At 63.8% G+C, this 20,614-nt stretch carries 19 protein-coding genes, 1 tRNA gene and 1 rRNA gene; 9 read left to right on the top strand and 12 right to left on the bottom strand.

Annotation, left to right across the window (positions count from 1 at the left end; genetic code table 11):
* Together rrf and ACFC25_RS22320 are read left to right on the top strand one after the other, a co-directional pair.
* Positions 1–94, top strand: a 5S ribosomal RNA gene (gene rrf / locus ACFC25_RS22325); the annotation flags it as partial.
* A 150-nt stretch (positions 95–244) separates the two neighbouring features.
* A complete protein-coding gene (locus ACFC25_RS22320) occupies positions 245–751 on the top strand; it encodes an SRPBCC domain-containing protein (RefSeq protein WP_376049206.1) in 507 nt (168 codons plus the stop codon).
* Here ACFC25_RS22320 and ACFC25_RS22315 read toward each other — a convergent pair.
* Both ACFC25_RS22315 and ACFC25_RS22310 read right to left on the bottom strand, forming a co-directional pair.
* Positions 743–1,798, bottom strand: a complete 1,056-nt coding sequence (locus ACFC25_RS22315) for a LacI family DNA-binding transcriptional regulator (protein WP_376049203.1) — start codon at positions 1,796–1,798, stop codon at positions 743–745. The genes ACFC25_RS22320 and ACFC25_RS22315 overlap by 9 nt on opposite strands.
* Before the next feature lie 5 nt (positions 1,799–1,803).
* Positions 1,804–3,531, bottom strand: a complete 1,728-nt coding sequence (locus tag ACFC25_RS22310) for a glycoside hydrolase family 13 protein (protein ID WP_376049200.1) — start codon at positions 3,529–3,531, stop codon at positions 1,804–1,806.
* 201 nt (positions 3,532–3,732) lie between these two features.
* On the opposite strand from ACFC25_RS22310, the gene ACFC25_RS22305 reads away from it, so the two are divergent.
* Positions 3,733–5,103 carry an FAD-binding oxidoreductase gene (locus ACFC25_RS22305; protein WP_376049197.1) on the top strand — a complete coding sequence of 457 codons (1,371 nt, stop codon included), beginning with the start codon at positions 3,733–3,735 and terminating at the stop codon, positions 5,101–5,103.
* A 55-nt stretch (positions 5,104–5,158) separates the two neighbouring features.
* On the opposite strand, the gene ACFC25_RS22300 is transcribed toward ACFC25_RS22305, so the two are convergent.
* From ACFC25_RS22300 to otsA, 4 genes are all read right to left on the bottom strand, one after another.
* On the bottom strand, positions 5,159–6,577 hold the full coding sequence (locus tag ACFC25_RS22300) for a DUF4032 domain-containing protein (RefSeq protein WP_337346298.1): 1,419 nt from the start codon (positions 6,575–6,577) through the stop codon (positions 5,159–5,161).
* Positions 6,578–6,718: 141 nt separating this feature from the next.
* The gene (locus ACFC25_RS22295) at positions 6,719–7,801 is read right to left on the bottom strand and encodes a sn-glycerol-3-phosphate ABC transporter ATP-binding protein UgpC (RefSeq protein ID WP_337346299.1); all 1,083 of its coding nucleotides are present in this window, start codon (positions 7,799–7,801) and stop codon (positions 6,719–6,721) included.
* 219 nt (positions 7,802–8,020) lie between these two features.
* On the bottom strand, positions 8,021–8,866 hold the full coding sequence (gene otsB / locus ACFC25_RS22290) for a trehalose-phosphatase (RefSeq protein WP_337346300.1): 846 nt from the start codon (positions 8,864–8,866) through the stop codon (positions 8,021–8,023).
* Positions 8,856–10,358, bottom strand: a complete 1,503-nt coding sequence (gene otsA, locus ACFC25_RS22285) for an alpha,alpha-trehalose-phosphate synthase (UDP-forming) (protein WP_376049192.1) — start codon at positions 10,356–10,358, stop codon at positions 8,856–8,858. The genes otsB and otsA overlap by 11 nt, the downstream gene beginning before the upstream one ends.
* Before the next feature lie 179 nt (positions 10,359–10,537).
* Between otsA and ACFC25_RS22280 the strand changes: the two genes are divergently transcribed.
* Both ACFC25_RS22280 and ACFC25_RS22275 read left to right on the top strand, forming a co-directional pair.
* A complete protein-coding gene (locus ACFC25_RS22280) occupies positions 10,538–11,425 on the top strand; it encodes a thioredoxin domain-containing protein (RefSeq protein ID WP_337350407.1) in 888 nt (295 codons plus the stop codon).
* Between the two features lie 152 nt (positions 11,426–11,577).
* Positions 11,578–11,654: transfer RNA gene (locus tag ACFC25_RS22275), tRNA-Thr, on the top strand.
* Between the two features lie 179 nt (positions 11,655–11,833).
* Here ACFC25_RS22275 and ACFC25_RS22270 read toward each other — a convergent pair.
* From ACFC25_RS22270 to ACFC25_RS22260, 3 genes are all read right to left on the bottom strand, one after another.
* Positions 11,834–12,793 carry a 2-hydroxyacid dehydrogenase gene (locus ACFC25_RS22270; RefSeq protein WP_376049189.1) on the bottom strand — a complete coding sequence of 320 codons (960 nt, stop codon included), beginning with the start codon at positions 12,791–12,793 and terminating at the stop codon, positions 11,834–11,836.
* Entirely contained in the window at positions 12,790–13,989 is a 1,200-nt protein-coding gene (locus ACFC25_RS22265) for a pyridoxal phosphate-dependent aminotransferase (RefSeq protein ID WP_376049187.1), read from the bottom strand. Before ACFC25_RS22265 ends, ACFC25_RS22270 begins: the two co-directional genes overlap by 4 nt.
* A gap of 141 nt (positions 13,990–14,130) precedes the next feature.
* A complete protein-coding gene (locus tag ACFC25_RS22260; protein WP_376049184.1) occupies positions 14,131–14,478 on the bottom strand; it encodes a hypothetical protein in 348 nt (115 codons plus the stop codon).
* A 164-nt stretch (positions 14,479–14,642) separates the two neighbouring features.
* Between ACFC25_RS22260 and ACFC25_RS22255 the strand changes: the two genes are divergently transcribed.
* The 3 genes from ACFC25_RS22255 to ACFC25_RS22245 all read left to right on the top strand — a co-directional run bounded on the left by ACFC25_RS22255 (position 14,643) and on the right by ACFC25_RS22245 (position 16,095).
* Entirely contained in the window at positions 14,643–14,840 is a 198-nt protein-coding gene (locus ACFC25_RS22255) for a hypothetical protein (protein WP_337350404.1), read from the top strand.
* 108 nt (positions 14,841–14,948) lie between these two features.
* On the top strand, positions 14,949–15,251 hold the full coding sequence (locus tag ACFC25_RS22250) for a DUF4193 domain-containing protein (protein WP_337346533.1): 303 nt from the start codon (positions 14,949–14,951) through the stop codon (positions 15,249–15,251).
* Between the two features lie 292 nt (positions 15,252–15,543).
* Positions 15,544–16,095, top strand: a complete 552-nt coding sequence (locus ACFC25_RS22245) for a hypothetical protein (protein ID WP_337346307.1) — start codon at positions 15,544–15,546, stop codon at positions 16,093–16,095.
* A gap of 139 nt (positions 16,096–16,234) precedes the next feature.
* Here ACFC25_RS22245 and ACFC25_RS22240 read toward each other — a convergent pair whose 3' ends face one another.
* From ACFC25_RS22240 to ACFC25_RS22230, 3 genes are read right to left on the bottom strand one after another with little or no spacing between them, the layout of a single operon-like run.
* Positions 16,235–17,797, bottom strand: a complete 1,563-nt coding sequence (locus ACFC25_RS22240) for an APC family permease (protein ID WP_337350403.1) — start codon at positions 17,795–17,797, stop codon at positions 16,235–16,237.
* 13 nt (positions 17,798–17,810) lie between these two features.
* The gene (locus ACFC25_RS22235; RefSeq protein ID WP_376049180.1) at positions 17,811–18,836 is read right to left on the bottom strand and encodes an agmatine/peptidylarginine deiminase; all 1,026 of its coding nucleotides are present in this window, start codon (positions 18,834–18,836) and stop codon (positions 17,811–17,813) included.
* Entirely contained in the window at positions 18,833–19,882 is a 1,050-nt protein-coding gene (locus ACFC25_RS22230) for a nitrilase-related carbon-nitrogen hydrolase (protein ID WP_376049177.1), read from the bottom strand. Before ACFC25_RS22230 ends, ACFC25_RS22235 begins: the two co-directional genes overlap by 4 nt.
* A 204-nt stretch (positions 19,883–20,086) precedes the next feature.
* On the opposite strand from ACFC25_RS22230, the gene ACFC25_RS22225 reads away from it, so the two are divergent.
* The gene (locus ACFC25_RS22225) at positions 20,087–20,566 is read left to right on the top strand and encodes a DNA starvation/stationary phase protection protein (protein ID WP_337346311.1); all 480 of its coding nucleotides are present in this window, start codon (positions 20,087–20,089) and stop codon (positions 20,564–20,566) included.
* Positions 20,567–20,614: the final 48 nt, after the last annotated feature.

Raw genomic sequence — 20,614 nt, 5'->3', positions numbered from 1 at the left:
AACGCCCGGTCCCATTCCGAACCCGGAAGCTAAGACCCACAGCGCCGATGGTACTGCACCCGGGAGGGTGTGGGAGAGTAGGTCACCGCCGGACACACATTAGGCTCAGGCCCCGACAAACACGTCGGGGCCTGACCCATTTAACACACACCCACCCCCGCCGGAACCTAGCAGGCACAGCCGAAGATTCCCCACGGCTGCGGTCCTGGGGGTGATTGATGGGGCGCGGGTAAAGTTGCTGTCCATGGATAACCTCTTCAGCCATGCCGGCCCCGCCCCGGATCCTGCCGACGCTCCGGACGCTCTGGACCCCCTCATCCTCACTGTGACTGTCCCCTGCCATGTTGCCCAGGCCTTTGCCGGCTTTACCGACCACACGCACCTTTGGTGGCCTCTGGAATCCCATGGCGTCTATGGGGCTGGGTCGTACGTGGAATTCGAAGAGAACCTGATCCTGGAAACGGCTGACGACGGCAGGACTTCTATATGGGGGACGATCGACGACTGGCAGCCGCCGCTGTCTTTCCATGCGACCTGGCACCCCGGGACCACGGCATTGTGGTCCACAGAGCTGCGTGTCGCCTTCAGGGCCGTTCCTGAGGGCACCGAGGTCCGCCTCGTCCACGACGGCTGGGAAGGCGCTGAGGATCCGGCACGTGCGCGTGCTGAGTACGCCGCAGGTTGGCCCGTAGTGCTTGAGCGCTATGTGCGCTTTATGGGCGGCACTCCGGATGAAGGCAAACTAGGATAGCGCCGAGGGCGGTACGGCCGTACTCGTGCGGATGATCAGCTCCGTGGGGTACTCCCGGTCGGTTGCAGTGGGAGGAGCGGCCGAGCGGGCTTCGCGGCCATCACCGGGGATCCCGGCGTCGAGCGTCTCGAGCAGCAGCCGGGCTGCGAGGGCACCTTGGCCGCGGGCGTCCTGGTCGATGGTGGTTAGGCCAAAGACGACCCCCAGTTCGTGGCCGTCCATGCCTATGACGGACAGGTCCTCTGGAACCCGCAGGCCGAAGTCCCGGGCAGCGAGGATAGTGCCTATGGCCATCTCGTCCGAGGCCGCGAAGACCGCCGTCGGCCGTTCCGTCCCCAGTCCCAGCAGCTTTCGTGCACTCGCGTAGGCGCCCTGGATGGTGAAGTCCGCTGAGATCTGCCATTCCGGCCGGACGGGCAAGCCGGCATCCTTCATGGCAGCCACAAATCCGGCCTGGCGGATTCCAGGCAGCTTGAACTCCTGATTCAAGGCGGGATCACCGGTCAGGTGGGCGATGCGTGTGTGGCCCAGCTGGATCAGATGGTTGGTCGCCAGGCGGGAGAGGCCGGAATCATTGATTCGAAGTGTAGAGGCTCCTGCCAGCGCTCCGCCGATGCCCACAATGGGGCGATGGACGGCCAGGAGCTGCTGGATCTCGTCGTCGGTGAGTACCAACGCTACGGCGATCACTGCGTCGAGCCGCTTCCGGAGCAAGAAGTCCTTCAGGACGCTCTGGCGCCGCGCCGGCTGGTCGCCCACGTTGTACAGCGTGAGGTCATAGCCGGCGTCCAGCAGAGTCTCGGAGACTCCCTCCAGCACGGATGAGAAGTACCAGCGGTGCACGGACGGCAGAACGAGGCCAACATTGTGGTTGCGTCCCGATGCCAGGCTCGACGCATGGTATGACGGGACAAAGCCAAGTTCCTCGGCAGCTGCCTTTGCTAGTTTGCGGCTCTTAGCCGAGACGTTCGCCTTCCCGCTCAGTGCCCGGGACACTGTGGCAATGGACAGGCCGGCGCGGTCGGCAACGTCTTTGATGCCTGCCATAGGTACTACTCCGTGTCGCCGTGCACCAACTGCAGCCAGACGGTTTCACCGGAGGCCAGGAAGTGGCCGGAGTCCGGATCGGCACTGCGGAGAAGGACGTTGCCTGCCGGCATTTCCAGTGGCTCGTGGTTAAGGTTCATAAGCACCAGCGTAGTGCCGTTGACATAAGCGAGGGACGAACCGGTGCACCATTCCTCAGCCCACGCCAGGGAACCACGGCCCAGGCCCAGTTCCCGCCGCAGCGCCAGGGTGCGGCGGTACAGGTTCAGGTGCGACGACGGCGATGCGGCCTGGACGTCCCGCGCCAGCTCGTTAAACGCGGCCGGCAGCGGGAGCCACGGCTGTTCCCCGGAGCCAAAGCCCAAGTGGAGTTCAGCAGCCTTCCAAGGAAGGGGAACCCTGCACCCATCGCGACCCAGCCGTTCCCCACCGGTCCTCGCGAAAGTGGGATCCTGCCGCATGCCTTCAGGGATGTCGATCCCATCCGGCAATCCGAGCTCTTCACCCTGGTAGAGGTAAGCCGCGCCGGGAAGGCCAAGCATAAAGAGCGAAGCCGCGGCAGCACGCCTTCGGCCCAGGGCGGTGTCGGGCTGCGGGTCCGCGGGACCGATGCCGTCACCGTCGCGGGGGCCGAAGCCGTTGTAACCAAAGCGGCTGGCGTGCCGCACTACGTCGTGGTTGGAAAGCACCCAGGTGCTGGGGGCACCCACGGAGTCCAGGACTGTCAGCGAGTCCGTGATGACGCCCCGCAGCCGGTACACGTCCAAGCCAGCGTGCAGGTACGGGAAGTTGAAGGCCTGGTGCATTTCATCGGGCCGGACCCAATCCGCGAGGCGGTGGAGGTCAACGCTTGCTTCGGCGCAAAGAATCCTGTCCGGACCGTATTCGTCCAGGATCCGGCGCCAAGTGCGGTAGATGTCATGGATGGCCGGCTGACCAAACATGGGAGCCTCGTGGCCGGGGAAGCCATCCGAGCTGCCGCCGTCGGCCCGCCCGCCCCATTCCGGAAGGCCTGGCGCTTTGACCAGCGCGTGCGCCACGTCCACGCGGAAGCCGGACACACCGCGGTCCAGCCAGAAGCGGAGAACCCGTTCAAACTCCTTATGGACGGCAGGGTTGTCCCAGTTGAAGTCAGGCTGTGATGAATCGAAGAGGTGCAGGTACCACTGCTCCGGGCGGCCATCAGGGCCAATGACGCGTGTCCACGCCGGTCCGCCGAAGTGGGACTGCCAGTTATTGGGAGGCTCTTGCCCTTCATGGCCGCTGCCGTCGCGGAAAATGAACATGTCGCGCTCGGGGCTTCCGGCCGGTGCGGCCAATGCGGCCTGGAAAGCCGTGTGCTGGTCCGAGCAGTGATTGGGGACCAGGTCAACGATGACCCGCAGGCCCAGGCGGTTGGCCTCGGACATCATGATGTCAAAATCGCCCAACGTGCCGAAGATCGGGTCCACGTCGCAGTAGTCGCTGACGTCATACCCGGCGTCCCGCTGGGGAGACCGGTAGAACGGGGACAGCCAGACAGCGTCCACATCAAGCTCAGCAAGTTGCGGCAGCTCCGCCGTGATACCGGCGATGTCGCCGATGCCGTCCCCGTTGAGGTCGCGGAAGGACCGGGGGTACACCTGGTAAATGACCGCTGAGCGCCACCAGCCCGGGGCTTTGTCGGCGTCGTGGATGAGGGTCAGCGGACCGGCCAGTGGTGCGGTGGCGGTGATCACGGAATCAACAGACATGCGGAAAAGCATATCCGGGCAACGCAACAAATGGAAACGCTTCCATCTATATGAACACAAGCCTACTTACGGGTTTAGGGCTTGCACTCGACCTTGTCTGGAAGCGTTTGCAGTTGGCTTGATAAGCATCATTGCTGGTCAGGTCGCCAGCAGGCCAGCCCTAGACTGGAGGAAAACAGCGACGACGAAACTGGAGGCTGCGTGGGCAGCATCGTAACGGAACTCGAAAGTGTCCTTGGGCCGGGTCAGGTCGATGCCGACGAGGTCACACTCGCCCGGTACGCGGTGGATCAGGCGCCGGTGGTGGACTTCCACTTGCCATTGGCGGTGGTGTTCGCCGAGTCAGTCGAGGATGTCCAGGCGGCCGTGCGCTTTTGCGCCAGCAGGGGGATCGCGCTGGTGGCCCGCGGCGCGGGGACCGGGGTTTCCGGAGGCGCCCACGCCAGCAGGAATTCGGTTGTTTTGTCCCTGGAACGGATGGACCGCATCCTGGACCTTAACCCTGACGACGAGACCGCCGTCGTCGAACCCGGCGTCATTAACGCAGTCTTGAACGAAGCGGCTGCCGTCCACGGCCTGATGTACGCGCCTGATCCGGCGAGCTTCCGCACGTCCACGATCGGTGGCAACGTTGCCACCAACGCCGGTGGCCTGCGGTGTGCGAAGTATGGGGTCACGCGGGACTCTGTCCTGGCACTGGACGTGGTACTCGCAGACGGATCCCTGATCCACACCGGGCACCAAACGTTCAAAGGTGTTGCCGGGTACGACCTCACCGGACTCTTCGTGGGCTCCGAGGGAACGCTGGGCATCGTGGTTGGCATTACCGTCCGGCTGAAATACCTGCCGCGGGATGTGCACACCATCGCGGCGTTCTATCCGGACTTCAGGCTGGCCGCCGCCGGCGTCCTGGCCGTGGGCAGGGCCCGTGTCCAGCCGGCCATCATGGAACTGCTCGACGGCGGTACGCTGGCCCAGCTGGACAGCATCCACGGCTCGGACCTCAGCGCGCGCGGACGCTCCTTGCTGCTCATCCAGACCGATGGTTTCGGTGCCGCGGCGGAGGCAGAAGTTGTCCGCAGGGTGCTGGCGGACGGCGGAGCCTTGGTCACCACTGAATCCACTGCCGAGGCCGAGCAGTTGGTGGAGTTGCGCCGCAACAGCCGCGGTGTGGAGGTCGACGACGAATACCGGGTGGGGGAGGACGTTGCCGTTCCCCGCTCACGCCTGGTGGATTACGTGGCGGTGCTGGAGGGCATCGCTGCTGCTCACGAGGTCAGCCTCAAGGTGGTGGCACACGCCGGTGACGGCAACCTGCACCCGACGTTCTGGGTGGACCGCCTGGACAATGCGGTGGATGAGGGCGCCATGGAACGCCTGAACCTTGCCTTGGATGATTCCATCGACGCAGCACTGGACATGGGTGGCACTATCACCGGCGAACACGGCATCGGACAATACAAGTTGCGCTGGCTGGGACTGGAGCAACCGGAGCCGGTCCGGGAGCTGCAGCGCCGGATTAAAGAGCTCTTTGACCCGGCAGGCATCCTGAATCCGGGCAAGGCCATCTAAACCCGCTGCCCGTGGGTGTATTAACACACCCGTGCTGCCACGCAAGGGAAGATGGTCAGTCGTCGACGTCCGGGTATTCGTCGATGCTTTCGTCGGCGCCGTACCTGGACTCCTCAGTTTCGACTTCGAGGATCTTCAGCATCTCGGTGTCCGGGTTCAGCATGATGGCTGCCTCATCCCGGCGGTGCCGAAGGATGGAGTCGATGTAGGACTGCACCGCTTCCGCCAGGGGAATGTGCCGTTCCTGCTTCTCTGACATATACCAGCGGTGCTCCAGCACTTCGTGGACCGCTTCGGCGGGCTCAAGCTTGCGGGAAAGGTCCCGCGGTATGGACCGGACGATGGGCTCGAAGACCTGGCTGACCCAGAGGTGAGCGCTGTATTCCTCGTCCATCTCCGGGTTGTTGTCCGCCCGGAACGAGTCCATGTCGTTGAGCAGTCGCCGTGCCTGGTTCTCCTGGGCATCCAATCCGGTCAGGCGCAGCAGCCGGCGCATATGGTGCCCAGCGTCCACCACCTTGGGCTGCAACTGGATCGTGGAACCGTTCTGGGTGGTTTTGATGGCATATTCTTCGACGTCGAAACCCAGCTCGTTGAGTCGGCGGATGCGGGCGCCCACCCGCCAGCGTTCGCCGAGTTCGAAGGATTCCTTTTCTGTCAGCTCGGTCCAGAGGCGCCGGTAGCTGTCCATAATGAGTTCGCTGGTGGCAACGGGATCCACCTTCTCCTCGATCAGGCCGCCGTCCAGGAGGTCCATCAGCTCACCTGCGATGTTGACCCGGGCGATTTCGAGGTCGTATTCTCGCTGCCCGGTGGACAGGTCCGGATACAGCTCGCCGGTCTCCGCGTCCACGAGGTAGGCCGCGAAGGCGCCAGCGTCACGGCGGAACAGGGTGTTAGAGAGCGAGACGTCGCCCCAGTAGAAGCCGATGAGGTGAAGACGGACCATCAGGAGGGCCTGGGCGTCAATGAGGCGGGTGAGGGTGTCCTTGCGCAGCATCTGGGAGAACAGCGCGCGGTACGGCATCGAGAACTTCAGGTGGCGGGTGACGAGCACCGGATTCAGGGGCCGGCCGTCCAGCGTGGTCCGGCCCGTGATCACGGCTACGGGTTCAACGCAGGGCACGTCCAGCCGTGCGAGTTTCCGCAGCATGTGGTACTCGTGGCGGGCCACATGTTCGGATGTTTCCTTGATGGCGATGACAGAGCCGCCCAGATGGGCGAAGCGCACGATGTGCCGGGAGATGCCGCGGGGGAGGGCGGCCAGGTTTTCGGCAGGCCAGTCCTCAAGGGCGATGTGCCACGGGAGGTCCAGGAGCTCCGGATCTGCGGCGGCCGCCGTGATGTTCAACGAGCTGGAGACCGCGGAGAGTTTGTCGTCATTGGCGCTGGCGGCCTCAAACCGTGGCAGTTTACCGATCTGCGCGTAGTCGGTGGGTTCGTCGTGCCACTGGGCGCTGTTTTCCTCGGTCATGGGGTCAATTCTTCCGTACATAGGGCGGCGGGCCTAAACATTGGACTTAACGCCGACGGCGGCCCGTCCAGAAAGGAGGGCCGCCGTCGGTTGGTTAGCGAGCTGGTGGATGGGCCCACCCCGGCGAGGTGCCGGTGGGGATTAGTCGCCCAGGCGCAGGCCGGTCTTGGTGTCGAACAGGTGCACGTGGCCGGACTGCGGACGAACGTAGATGGCCTCGCCCTTCATCGGAGGACGGCGACCGTCGACGCGTGCCACGATGTCGTGGTCCTTGCCGTCGAGCGTGGTGTGGCCATAGACGTAAGCGTCGGCGCCGAGCTCTTCAACAACGTCAACCTCGACCTTGAGGCCTTCACCCTGCGGTGCGGTCTCGAGGTCTTCCGGGCGGGAGCCCAGCGTGACGGTGCTGCCGTGGGCTTCTTCGAGGACATCGCGCGGCACGGGGTAAACCGTTCCGCCGAACTGGACGCCGCCGTCGACGACGGGCAGTTCCAGCAGGTTCATCGCGGGGGAGCCGATGAAGCCGGCAACGAAGACGTTCTTGGGCTTGTCGTAAAGGTTGCGCGGGGTGTCAACCTGCATGAGCAGGCCGTCCTTCAGCACAGCTACGCGGTCACCCATGGTCATGGCCTCGACCTGGTCGTGGGTCACGTAGACGGTGGTGACGCCCAGGCGCCGGGTCAGGGACGCGATCTGCGTACGGGTCTGGACACGGAGCTTGGCGTCCAGGTTGGAAAGCGGCTCATCCATGAGGAAGACCTGCGGGTTACGCACAATGGCACGGCCCATGGCAACACGCTGGCGCTGACCGCCGGAGAGTGCCTTCGGCTTGCGGTCCAGGTACGGCTCGAGGTCAAGAAGCTTTGCTGCTTCGCGGACACGCTCGGCGCGCTCTTCCTTGCTGACGCCGGCAATCTTCAGCGCGAAGCCCATGTTGTCTGCAACCGTCATGTGCGGGTACAGCGCGTAGTTCTGGAAAACCATGGCGATGTCGCGGTCCTTCGGCGGAACGTCGGTGACATCGCGGTCGCCAATGAGGATACGGCCGGCGTTGACGTCCTCAAGGCCTGCGAGCATGCGCAGGGAGGTGGACTTACCGCAACCGGAGGGTCCAACGAGGACCAGGAATTCGCCATCGGCGATGTCGATGTTGAGCTTATCGACGGCGGGCTTTTCTGTGCCCGGGTACAGACGCGTAGCGTTATCAAAAGTAACTGTAGCCACAGTTATCAATCCCTTCACCGGCAGGTACGTGCCGGACGATCCGTTGTGAATGGTTCATGTTTGTTCAGTTGTTCACGGTTTTCAGCCGCGTACTCCCCGGCCGAGGCCGAGGAGTATCGAGTGACGCCGCACGGTTCTTGTGCGCCACATCACAAGCAAGAGTATGTCAGATCAAACCCGAATTGGACTAAATGTTACGGACGTCACACGTGAGGTTCGCTACTGGCCACGTCCACTGAAGTTCTCGGGTTCCTCTTCAGCCACCGCCAGGCTGCGCTCCTGCAACAGGGTTTCCAGCAGTTCCGCGACGTGCACGGGGGCTTCCACCCTGAACTGTGCCTGCGTGAAGTCCAGCCCGACTTTCACGCCAACGTCGCCTGATTCCAGCCGGGCCAAGGCGTCCTCGTCCGTGGTGTCATCTCCCGCGAACAGGACGGCAGTAGCCCCGGTGATCTGCCGCAGGAAGGTCACGCCCTCACCCTTGGAGGCATTAACGACGGAGGTTTCCAGCACCTGCTTCCCGGTCTTGAGGAACACGCCGTGGCGGTCCTGCAGCACGGCACGCGCGGCCGACACGGCGTCCTCCGCAACATCCGGGGTGGCCAGCCGGGTGTGGAGGACAACGCCGGCAGGTTTGTCCTCAAGGAGGGTGCCGGGTGCCTGTTCCACGATCTCCTCCAGGATGCCACGCACTTCCGCGAGCAGCGCGCGCTGGTCCTCGTCCAGGGTCAGCTCCGTGGAACCGGGGCCAAGCCAGGCTTCGGCGCCGTGGCTGCCGATCAGGAGGGTGTCCACCGGGGGAGAAGCCACCGCGCGCAGGCTGGCGAGGGCGCGCCCGGAGATGAGTGCCGTCGTCGTACGCGGCAGGGCGGCGAGCCCGGCAAACGCCGCGGCGGAGCGCGGAAGCGGGCGGGCGTCGCCGGCGTGGTCCACAATCGGCGAGATGGTGCCGTCAAAGTCCATGGCCACCAGCAAGTGTTCGGTCTGCGCGATGCGCCGGAGGGCGTCGCGAAGTTCCGGGGAGAGCGTCAGTGGGCCCTTGGCGGGGCGGGCATCACGAGTCATCTCGGACCACCTTTTCGTTGAGCGCCTGGAGGAAGTCCGCGGACCAGTGGTCCACATCGTGTTCCAGGATCTGCTTGCGCATGGACCGCATCCGGCGGGCGGAGTCCTTGGGTGACATGTTAACGGCCCGCATGATGGTGTCCTTCAGGCCGTCGATGTCGTGCGGATTCATCAGGAGCGCCTGCTTCAGCTGGTCCGCCGCGCCGGCGAACTCGCTGAGGACCAGGGCGCCGTCGTTCTGCGTGCGGGCCGTCACGTATTCCTTGGCCACGAGGTTCATGCCGTCCCGCAGGGCAGTGACCAGCATGACGTCGGCGGCAAGGTAGAGCGCCACCATTTCCTCCACCGGATAGCTGTGGTGCAGGTAGCGCACGGCTGTGTTCTGGATGGTGTCGTAGGTTCCGTTGATGTGGCCCACGGTGCCCTCGATCTCCTCGCGCAGGAGCCGGTACTGCTCCACCCGCTCCCGGCTTGGGCTGGCCACCTGGATGAGGGTGGCGTCTCCGACGGTCAGCTTTTCTTCGTTCAGGAGCTCTTCGAAGGCCTTGAGCCGGTGGCGGATGCCCTTGGTGTAGTCCAGTCGGTCCACGCCCAGGAGGATGGTTTTGGGGTTGCCCAGGTCCTGGCGAATCTGGCGCGCGCGCTCGATGATCTCCGGTTTGTTGGCCAGTTCGGTGATCTGCGCAACGTCGATGGAGATGGGGAAGGCCTGGGCCCGGGCGATGTGCGTGATTTCGCCGTCGTGGCCCTTCACGTGCACCTGCTGCTGCTTGACGCTGGCGCCCAGGAACCGCCTCGCGGAGCGCATGAAGTTGCCGGCATCACTGGGGCGCTGGAATCCGACCAGGTCCGCACCCATGAGGCCGTCGATGATGGCCTGCCGCCACGGCAGCTGGGCGAAGATCTCCGGGGGCGGGAACGGGATGTGGTTGAAGAACCCGATCCGAAGGTCGGGCCGCGCTTCGCGCAGCATCCGGGGAACCAGCTGCAGCTGGTAGTCCTGGATCCACACGGTGGCGCCGTGGTCGGCATGGCGTACAATGGCGTCCGCGAACCTTCTGTTGACCCTGCGGTAGGCGTCCCACCAGGTCCGGTGGAACTCCGGGGGTGCGATCACGTCGTGGTACAGGGGCCACAGCGTGGCGTTGGAGAAGCCTTCGTAATACAGCTCGACGTCGTCGGTGCTGAGCTGGACCGGGACGAGATCCATCCCGCCGTGGCTGAACGGTTTGACCGTTTCATCCGGGGCGCCATGCCAACCCACCCACGCGCCGTCGGTCTTTGTCATCATCGGGGCAAGGGCAGTTACGAGACCGCCGGGCGAGCGCCTCCATCCGGAGCCGTCGTCGCCGCTCTCGCCGGCATTGCAACGGTCTACTGGCAGCCTGTTGGACACCACCATGAAATCGTATTTTGTGCTCTCGCCATGGACGTCTCCGGCGGGGCCGGAGTCAGTCGCGGCGATAGGTTTTTCCTGGACAGGTGTTTGCATTGCGGCCCCCTGGGGTTGCTTGTGCCTCTAAACCCACCCTAACGGGGCGGAATCTTCCGTGCTATTCGTCCGTTGGTCAAGGGGAGGAATAGTTGAAAGCGCAAGCTCTCAGGTTTCTCCCCTAAAATGATGGAGTTGCCACTGAGTGGTCCCCCCACGTCGATCGACCCAAGGAACACATGAGCCCCGCAAATGAAGTACGTAAGTCCAAGGCTGAGCGAACCGCGGAGGCGCGCGAGAAGGCGCGCCTGATCCGTGAGGCGCAGCTTAAGAAGGACAAGCGAAACAAGCTGCTGATCGGCTGGGGCATTGTGGTGGCAGTGGTTGCCATCCTGGCGGTAGTGGCACTCGTCGTAACCACCACCATGCGGCAAAACGCCCCGATCGCCGACCAAGGACCAACGCCGGCAAATGGCAACGTGCACGGCGGCATCACGTTGCTGGCCAACACCGAAGTGGCCAAGCTGGATGCGTCCACTGTGGATGCTGCATCTGTAGGGAGCCCTCCGGAGACGGCTCCGGCGGAAGTGATCGCCCCCGGTGCCGAGGCTGAGGCCGGCAAGCCGGTGAAGGTTGTCCTCTATGTCGACTTCATCTGCCCCGTCTGCAAGAACTTCGAAGCCCAGTACAACGAGCAGCTGACTGCCCTGCGCAACGAAGGCAAGATTACGGTGGAATACCGCGCGCTCGGCTTCCTGGACAACCGGTCCACCACGAACTACTCCTCGCGGGCAGCCAACGCCGCTGCGTGCGTAGTCAACCAGTCTCCCGAGAAGTACGCGGAGTTTGTGGACGCCCTGTTCGCTAACCAGCCTGCCGAAGGCGGCGCTGGACTCTCCGATGACAAGCTCAAGTCCATGGCCTCTGATATGGGTGTCAACATCGACAGTTGCGTCAATGACAAGACCTACCGGCCGTACGTTAAGTTCACCACCAAGGAAGCTGCGGCCATCGGCGTTACCGGTACGCCCACGGTATTCGTAGACGGCAAGCAGTGGGGCAAGGGAGAAAGCGCCCAGACCCAGTTCCCCGACTTCCTGCAGGCTGCCATCGACGCGAAGGCATAACCCACCCAAGGCTGTATGACCGAGGCCCGGTCCCGGGATGCTTCCGGGGCCGGGCTTTTCCATTGACCCTTGTCCGGTTCCAGCGTTTTTACCAGCGGGCGGACTTGGGCTAACCTTATCTAGCGCCGTTCAGGCGCAGCCCGCGAGGGCATGCCTCCTTAGCTCAGTTGGCCAGAGCACCGCTCTTGTAAAGCGGGGGTCGTCGGTTCGAATCCGACAGGAGGCTCCAGTAACCCCTCCGTTCCGGCGATTTCGTCCCGAACAGAGGGGTTTTTTATGTCGCGAAATTGGGCACCACACATTGGAGAGGGACTGGCGAGTCCCGACCAGGAACGAGTACGAGCCCCGTCCTTCCGGACGGGGCTCGTACTTTATTCACTCGGCTGGCACGCGAGCGCCCGACTTCCGCTAATTTAGCGGTGCGGGCGGTCGTTCGTCGTTGAGCACGGCGAGCACGTTCTCTGCTGCGAGCATCGCCATGGCGGTGCGCGTCTCGACAGTGGCGGAGCCGAGGTGCGGCACGAGCACCACGTTCTCGAGCTCCAGCAATCCGGGGTGCACGCTGGGCTCCTTCTCAAAAACGTCGAGCCCCGCGCCCGCAATCTGCCCCTCGCGAAGCGCCGATGCGAGCGCCGCTTCGTCAACGATCGGTCCGCGCGCGGTGTTGACGAGGTACGCCGAGGCCTTCATCGCGGCGAGTTGTTCCGCGCCGATCAGATGGTGCGTGGCAGGCCCGTAGGGGCAGTGCAGCGAGACGATGTCGGAGATGGCCAGCAGCTCGTCGAGCTCGACCCTCCGGGCGTCCAGTTCGGTTGCGACCGTGGGGTCGATTTCACTGCGTGACTGGTAGACGATGTCCATGCCGAAGGCCCTTGCCCGGCGTGCGGTCGCCTGGCCGATGCCGCCCATGCCGACGATGCCAAGGGTCTTGCCCTGCAGGCTGCTGCCGAGCAGGAAGAACATGCCCCACTTCCACTCCTGGCCGGAGCGGATGAGCCGTTCCCCCTCGCCGAGACGGCGGGTCGCAGAGAGGATGAGGCCGAGCGCGATGTCGGCGGTGGCCTCCGTGAGCACGCCGGGTGTGTTGGTGGCGACGATGCCCCGTTCGGTGCAGGCCGGCACGTCGATGTTGTCATAGCCGACGGCGACGTTCGCGACCACTTTGAGCTGCGGGCCGGCGGCGTCGAGCAGTTCTGCGTCGATGCGTTCGGTGAGCAGGCTTACCACGGCATCGGCCCCGGCTACCCGGCGCAGCAGCTCCTCGCGGCCAATCGACTCCGGACCCGGCCAGGCATCGACTTCATGCTCGGCGCGGAGCTTCTCAAGTGCGGTTTCGGGTACCCGTCCCGTGACGACGACCCGGCTCATGCCGTCTCGATCCACTTGCGCAGGCGGCCGAGGCCATCGCGGATATCAGCGACGTCGATGCCCGAGTAGGCGAGCCGGATGTACTGCCGGTCCTCGCCTGGTTGGCGGCGGCCGAAGTGCTCGCGGGTGCAGAATGAGACGCCGGTTTCCTGCAGCGCTGCCGAGGCGAAATCGCCGACTGCCGTGTAACCCATGCGTTCCATGGCATCAGTGACGTCGGGGAAAAGGTAGAACGTCGACTGCGGCACGGCGACGTGCACGCCGGAGATGTCGTTCACGAGTTCGCATGCGGCATCCCGGCGCTCGCGCAGGATGTCGAGCATCTGCTGAACGGGTTCCTGGGTGCCACGGAGCGCTTCGATGCCTGCCCATTGCACGTAGTGCGTGGTGCACGACTCATCGTTGGTATTGAGTGTGCTGAGAATCCTGGCGATCTCGATCGGGGCGACGGCGCACCCCAGGCGGGACCCGGTCATGGCGAACTTCTTGCTGAACGTGTAGAGGATCACGGTACGCTCCGCCATTCCGGGAAGCGACGCGATCGAGCTTGAGACACCCTCATAGCGCGTCTCGAAGTACGCCTCATCGGAGAGCACCCAGAGGTCGTGCTCCTGCGCGAGCTGTGCGATTGCCTCACGCTCAGCCGCCGTCGACTCGGCGGAGATGGGGTTCTGAAGGTCGTTGTAGATGATTGCGACAGTATTCGGGGTGATAGATGCCCGCACCTGGTCGAGGTCGATCGCGAAGCCCTGGCTCGTGGGCAAGTAGCGGTACGGTACGGCCGTGCCACCAAGGTACTCGATCTGGGACTCGTAGATCGGGAAGCCCGGGTTGGGATAGAGCACTTCCTGGCCGGGGTTCATCACAGCCTGCAGGAACTTGGTGATGACGGGCTTGCCGCCGGTCATCACGACGACGTTGTCGGGGGAGAATGTGATGCCTCGCCGGGCCCCGAGATCGTCGGCGAGGGCCTCGCGCAACTGCGGGATGCCGGGGCCGGGACAATAGCCCGTATAGCCGTCGGCGATGGCCCGATTCATCGCTTCGACGATGTGCGGGGCTGTCGGAATGTTGATATCGCCGAGATGGAAGGGGTACACGAGGTTCCCCTTCGCCTTCCAGGTTGCCGCGGCTTGGGCGACGCTGAAGGCGGTTTCGGTGCCCAGGCGTTCGAGCCGGTGCGCAAGTTGCTGCATACTGTTCCACTCCTCATCGAGTTGACGATCGATCCTCTGCGGATTCAAGTCATGACTAATATATCAGACCACGAGATGTGATATCCGGGATATATCCAAGGAACAGTCGAACAGCCCAAGGACGCCCCCGGGCTGAAACGTTTACTCCGAATCGATCAGCTCCAGAAGCTTCTTTGCGGCGTCCTTGATGTCGTCATGCCCGTATTGGGCGGCCCGGCTCTCCAGCGAGATCACGGCGCAGCGGTGCACCTTCTTGAAATCGCCGAACGGAAAGCTCACGCTGCCTTTGGTTTCGTCCGACTTTTCGTCGTCGCGTCCCAGGTGCCATTGGGCGAAGTCGTCAAAGCCATGCTTGTCGATAAAGGCGTTTTCGTCGTCGGCCGACGGCGCGTGCTCACTCCAGTCATCGCGGACATCGCGTTCCACCTTCCCGTCCCTGACGAGTTCACGGGCATGCGTCAGGGCTTTGCGGTTGAGTTTGACTGCCATGGTGGTGCCTCCTCGGTTCGCAAGGGAGAATGCTTGCATTTTCAGCGTAGGACTGACTCGCGCGGGCCGCCACAAACCAGGCCGCTACACAAAGGTGTCAGGGCTTAACAGCCGCGAGACGGCTACGAAATGAGCCCACAACATTCAGCCCGTACGTTCGGTTCATGACTCCTCCGTTGCTTGCTTCCGCCAGTTCATGGCTCGCCGATGTGTTCCTCTGCGATTCGGTTGACCAAGCGGCAGATGCGATGGCTGACGCCACTCGCTGGGGCTGGCTCCCGGCACTTAGCGGCATCGCTGTTGCAAGCGACCACGCCAGGGCCGCGCACGCTGCTGAGGCTTCGAAATCCAACAAACGGTAGCAATATGTCTGGTTCGGCACACTATTCTCCAAGTCACGGCATAATGACCTAAACTGCTTCACTGAGGTGCCTGAAATGGCGCTGCGCAGCAACGAAAGTGAACCCGCTATGGCTACCGATTACGACGCTCCACGTAAGCAAGAAGAAGAGTCTCCCGCCGAGTCGCTGGAAGCCCTCCAGGCCTCCCGTTCAGGTGCCGCCCAGACCGCGGTTATCGACGTCGACGAGAACGACACCGCCGAAGGCATCGACCTTCCGGGAGCCGATCTCTCCAACGAAGAGCTGACCGTCATTGTTGTTCCCGAACAGTCTGATGAATTCACCTGCTCGTCCTGCTTCCTGGTCCGCCACCGATCCCAGGTCGCCCGCGAAAAGAACGGTATGAAGTACTGCCGGGACTGCGAAGGCTAGCTGCCCCACGCCCATGTGAAAGGCGCCGTCCACGCTTGTGGACGGCGCCTTTCTGCCCTCCGGCTCGGAACCTCGCAAAGCCGCGTGCCGGCGTCGTTATGATGCATAACGCTAGTGTCCAGAAACGGTGTTAATAGGGTTTCTTTTGCCCCCGCAGAGCCCCCATGATTACGCCCGCGTGACCGGAATCCGGCGCTTTTAACGGTTCCGTGCCGAAGCGGATACAACCCTTCTTAAGGGCTTTTGAGGCTCCTACGCTTGAGCTATCCAATCACTCGAAAGGTGGCCCACAATGAAAAAGATTCATACGTGGCTCGCAGTCATTTTGATGGCTGTCGGATTGGGTTTCCTGGCTCCGGGGCCCGCCTCGGCAACCACGTCCTATTGCGGACTTGTTTGGGGATCGCTGGAAAAGAGCAATCCAGCGATGAGTGCCGCATCAGTAACCAACGTGCGGACGGGGCAGCATTACTGCTTCGACCGGATGGTGGTTGATCTCAACGGCCCTGTGGCCGGCTACAACGTCCGCTACGTAGACTACGTGGCACAGGACGGCTCCGGACACCTGGTTCCCCTGCGGGGGCAGGCGTTCCTCAGCGTCACCGTGACCGCGCCGTCCTACGACGTCGAAACCGGCACCGCTACGTACAGCCCGGCCAACCAGGCCGAACTGACCAACGTGGCGGGCTACCAGACCTTCCGGCAGGTAGCTTGGGCAGGCAGCTTTGAAGGCTACACAACCATGGGCCTTGGCGTCCGCGCACGGCTCCCATTCCGGGTATTTACCCTGGACGGACCGGGCTCCGGATCACGGCTTGTGGTGGACGTAGCGCACTTCTGGTGACCATCGGTTCAATGGCGAACCGGCGTTGAGATAAGCACAGTAAACCCAAGAACGGCACCCTGTTCCGGAAATCCGGGCCAGGGTGCCGTTCTGTGCGCTCGCGGTCGGGCAACCGCGGAGGCCAGCCAGTGCGTGGCGCCTACTCGGGCACCACCAGTGCGGGGGTGTCGCGTCGGATGGTCTCACCGCGGAAGAACCCGGGGCGAAGGCGGGCCATGATCACCATGAACACTGCACCGAGCGCCAGGATCCCGATACCCAGGACAAACACCAGCCCCACGCCGAAGACCTCTGACCCGCTGCCGAATTCCGGAGCCCAACTGTCCACGGCCGTTTGCAGGAAGACCACAAACAAGCCGACGCCGCCCAGTACCGGGCACAGGAGCCGCAGTACGAAGTTGCGGACGCTGCTGAAAACGCTGTTCCGGAAGTACCAGGCGCAAGCGATCGCGGTGAGGCCGTAGTAGAAGCAGATCATCAGGCCGAGCGCCAGGATGGTGTCGTTCAGGACGTTCTCGCTGATCACATGCATCACCGCGTAGAAGCCGGCAGACAGGACGCCGGCGGCAATGATGGCGGTGCGCGGCGTCGAGAAGCGTTTGCTCAGGCGACTGAGCGGCTTGGGAAGCGCGCCGTAGTGGGCCATGGCGAGCAGGCTGCGTGAAGGTGACATGAACGTGGACTGCAGCGACGCCGCGGAACTGGAGAGCACGGCGAGGGACATCAGGATGGCGAATGGTCCCATGATGGGGGAAGCCAGGGCGATAAAGATATTCTCCTGGTTATCGGGGTTGCTGAGCCCGTTGCCGGTATCGCCGATCCCGGCGAACATCATGGTGGAGATGCTGATCATCAGGTAGATGCCCAGGACGATGACGGCGGTGAGGGTCCCTGCCAGTCCAGCCGTCTTCTTGCCGTTGGTGGTTTCCTCGTTCACGGTCAGGCATACATCCCAGCCCCAGTACACAAAGATGGACAGCGAGATGCCGGCCGCGATTTGGCCGAACGTCTCGATCCTGGTGACGTCAAACCATTCCCAGCTAAACGGGATGGCTGTTTCAGAGGTGGACCAGTTAGCGAAGGCCATGGCCACGAACAACCCCAGGACCAGCAGTTGGAACCCCACCAGGCCGTACTGCACCAGCTTGGTGGTGTGCATGCCGCGGTAGCTGATCCACACCGCCAAGGCCACGAAGACGAAGCAGGTCAGCACGTTCAGCGGCTTGTTGGCGGCGAGGTCCGCCAGCTCGGGTGAGCCCGTCAGCTGTGACAGGAAGAGGTAGAAGAAGTCCACTGCCACGGCGGCCAGGTTGGACAGCACGATGATGTTTGCCGCCAGCAGTCCCCAGCCGCCCATCCAGCCAACCCACGGACCGAAGGCTTTAGTGACCCAGGTGAACGTGGTGCCGCTGTCCGGGGAGTCGGCGTTGAGCTCCCGGTAGGCCAGTGACACCAGGATCATGGGGATAAACCCGATGAGGAAGATCACGGGCAGCTGGAGTCCGGCCTCGTTGATCGTCGGGCCCAGGGCACTGGTCAGCGTGTACGCCGGGGCGATGGTGGAGATGCCCAGGACCACAACGGCCAGCAGGCCCAGCTGGCCGCCCTTGAGGCCCTTGGCCGTAATGCCGTGTGCAGTGCCCGGCGCGTCAGCCCCAACGGGCTGGCCGGCGGGGGTGCTCTTGCGGATAGTTTGCGTCATTGTCCAGCGCTTTCTACGAGGCAGCAGGCTGCTGTTGGGTGATGCAATGAATGCCGCCGCCACGGGCGAAGAGCTCCCGGGCGTCGATGCCGACCACACGCCGGCCGGGGTAGACCTCGGCCAGGATCTGCAGCGCCTTGTCATCGTTCGGGTCCGCGAACGTACACGCGATGACACCGCCGTTGACCACGACGTGGTTGATGTAGCTGTAGTCCACAAAGCCCTCGTCATCCCACAGAGTTTCCGGTGCGGGGACTTCGATGATGTTCCATTCCCGTCCGGCCGCGTCCCGGGTGGTGCGGAGGTGCTCGATGATGTCCCGGCTTACCTGGAAGTCCGGGTGGCGGGGGTCCCGCTGGGAATGTACCAGGAGCGTGCCGGGGGAGGGGATGGCTGCCACGATGTCCACATGGCCGCGGGTGCCGAACCTCTCCGAGTCCCGAGCCAGTCCGCGGGGGAGCCAGATGGCGTGGGTTGCACCGATGGTCCGGGCGAGCTCCGCCTCGACGTCCGCACGGCTGAGTCCCGGATTGCGGCCCGGATCGAGCTGCACTGTTTCGGTAACCAGCACGGTTCCCTCGCCGTCCACCTGGATGCCGCCGCCCTCATTGACCAGGGCGGAGAGAATGTGGCGGGCGCCTGAGCGGCCGGAGATTTCGCCGGCGACTAATGCGTCCTTGTCCCAACGGGCCCAGTCCTGGGCGCCCCAACCATTAAAGACCCAGTCGACGGCGCCAAGGTGCCCGTCCTGGTCCAGCACAAAGGTGGGGCCGATGTCCCGCATCCACGCATCGTTGAGCGGGGCCGCGAGTACCTCGACGGCAGGGTGGAGATAGCGGGCGGCGATGCCGACGTCGTCGGGGTCCACCACCATGGTGACCGGTTCAAACTCGACGGCGGCATTGGCCACCGCCGCCCACGTCGACCGGGCAGTGTGGGCATCTTCCTCCGTGTCGCCCAGCGTGTACCCTCCGGTGGGGAAGGCCATCCAGAGCCGCTCCTGGGGAGCGGTCTCGGCGGGCATGCGCCAGTAACTCATGCGCTCACCCCTTCGACTACGGCTGCTTCGCCGCCGAGCGGCAGGTCACGCCGCACGGGGTCTGTGAGGCGGCCGTAGGTGTCGGGGCGGCGGGTGGCCAGGAAGGGGAAAAGGGTGAGCCAGTCGCGCCTCTGGTCCAGGTCGAGGTCTGCCACCAGAACTGCGGAGGCGTCCCGCGGGGCTTGGGCCAGAATCCGGCCATAGGGATCGGAGATGAACGAGGAACCGTAGAAGTTCAGGGTCCCCTCGCTGCCCCAGCGGTTGGGGGCGATCATAAAGAGCCCGTTGGCGATGCCGTTGCCCACGATGACCTGCTGCCACAGCGGCTGGGTGTCGAAGTCGGGGTGGTCCGGTTCCGAGCCGATCGCGGTGGGGTAGACCACGATTTCGGCGCCGCCGAGGGAGTACAGCCGGGCTACCTCGGGGAACCATTCGTCCCAGCAGGTGGGCATGCCCAGCCGGGCGCCGCCCAGTTCCGCCGGCGCGTGCACCTCGTAGGCATCGGCCGCTGCGGGCCCTTGGCGGAAGAACTTGTCTTCGTAGTAGCCGGCGGTGACCGGGATGTGCAGCTTGTGCGTGCGGGCCAGCAGTTCACCTTCCGGGGAAACCAGGATGGCGGTGTTCAGGCCCAGCCCGTCATCGCTGCCGTCCGGGTTGTCTGCCTTCTGGTACAACGAGGCGTGGACGGAGACACCGTGGCGGCGGGCTGAGTCCGCGGCGAAGCGGAAGGTAGGTCCGGTGAGCAGGTCTTCCGCGGTGTCGGAGGGCCGGGGCCGGTCCGCCGGTGGCTGTACGACTCCGGGCCGGGGAACGTCGTTCTCCGGGCGGGTGTCCGCGGGGTAGCGGGAAAGGGTGAGTTCGGGCAGGAATACTACAGTGGCACCGAGCCTGGCGGCACGGCCGATGCCCTCGTCGAGTTCGGCCTGCAGGACGGCAGTGTCCGCATGCCAGCGGTGCTGCACGACGCCGACCCGGAGGGCAGGGCGTTCGGACGGCGCTGTCCGGGCCAAGGAGTCGGGCGAGTCGAGGCAGGAAATTTCAATCATGTGCTTACTTCCAGTGAGACGACCGTCACTAAATGAATGACGTTCATTTAGTATGGACGGCAACCGGCTTTCGCGCAAGGGCTTATATGAATCCCGTTCTTTTATGTCGCCTCGTTCGGAATAGTAAGCTCACTGAGAAATTTTGCTCCGTAGGCTCATCACGGCTGATACGGTCAGGATCACTGGACCAATCGAGGAGGATTCATGAAAGCTTCACCGACCCTGACCAACAACCTCCAGGCCGTTCTCGCGGACCTGATCGAACTGCACATCCAGGGCAAGCAGGCCCACTGGAACATCGTTGGCACCAACTTCCGGGACCTCCACCTGCAGCTGGACGAAATCGTCGATGCCGCGCGCCAGTTCGCCGATGACATGGCCGAAAGGATGCGGGCCCTGCATGCCCTCCCGGACGGCCGCAGCGCCACGGTGGCCAAGAGCACCAGCCTGGCCACTTTCCCGGCGGGCCTCATCAACACCAAGGATGCCATTGAGAGGATCGTCGCCGCCCTTGAGGCCGCCGTTGGGACCATGCGCAAGGTCCACGACGAAGTGGATGAGGAAGACCCCACCACCGCAGACCTGTTGCATGAATTCATCGCCAAGCTGGAACAGTATGCGTGGATGGTGAATGCCGAGACCATGAAGGCCTCCGCCAGCGTCACCGCACCGGACGCAAAATAGCGAATAACGCGCAGTAAAGCGCCCGGCTCCGGAGCCATCTCCGGAGCC

It is taken from the genome of Pseudarthrobacter sp. NPDC055928 (genome assembly GCF_042270935.1).
In the GTDB taxonomy this organism is placed as follows: Bacteria; Actinomycetota; Actinomycetes; order Actinomycetales; family Micrococcaceae; genus Arthrobacter.
This window is presented reverse-complemented; position numbering and strand designations above follow the sequence as displayed.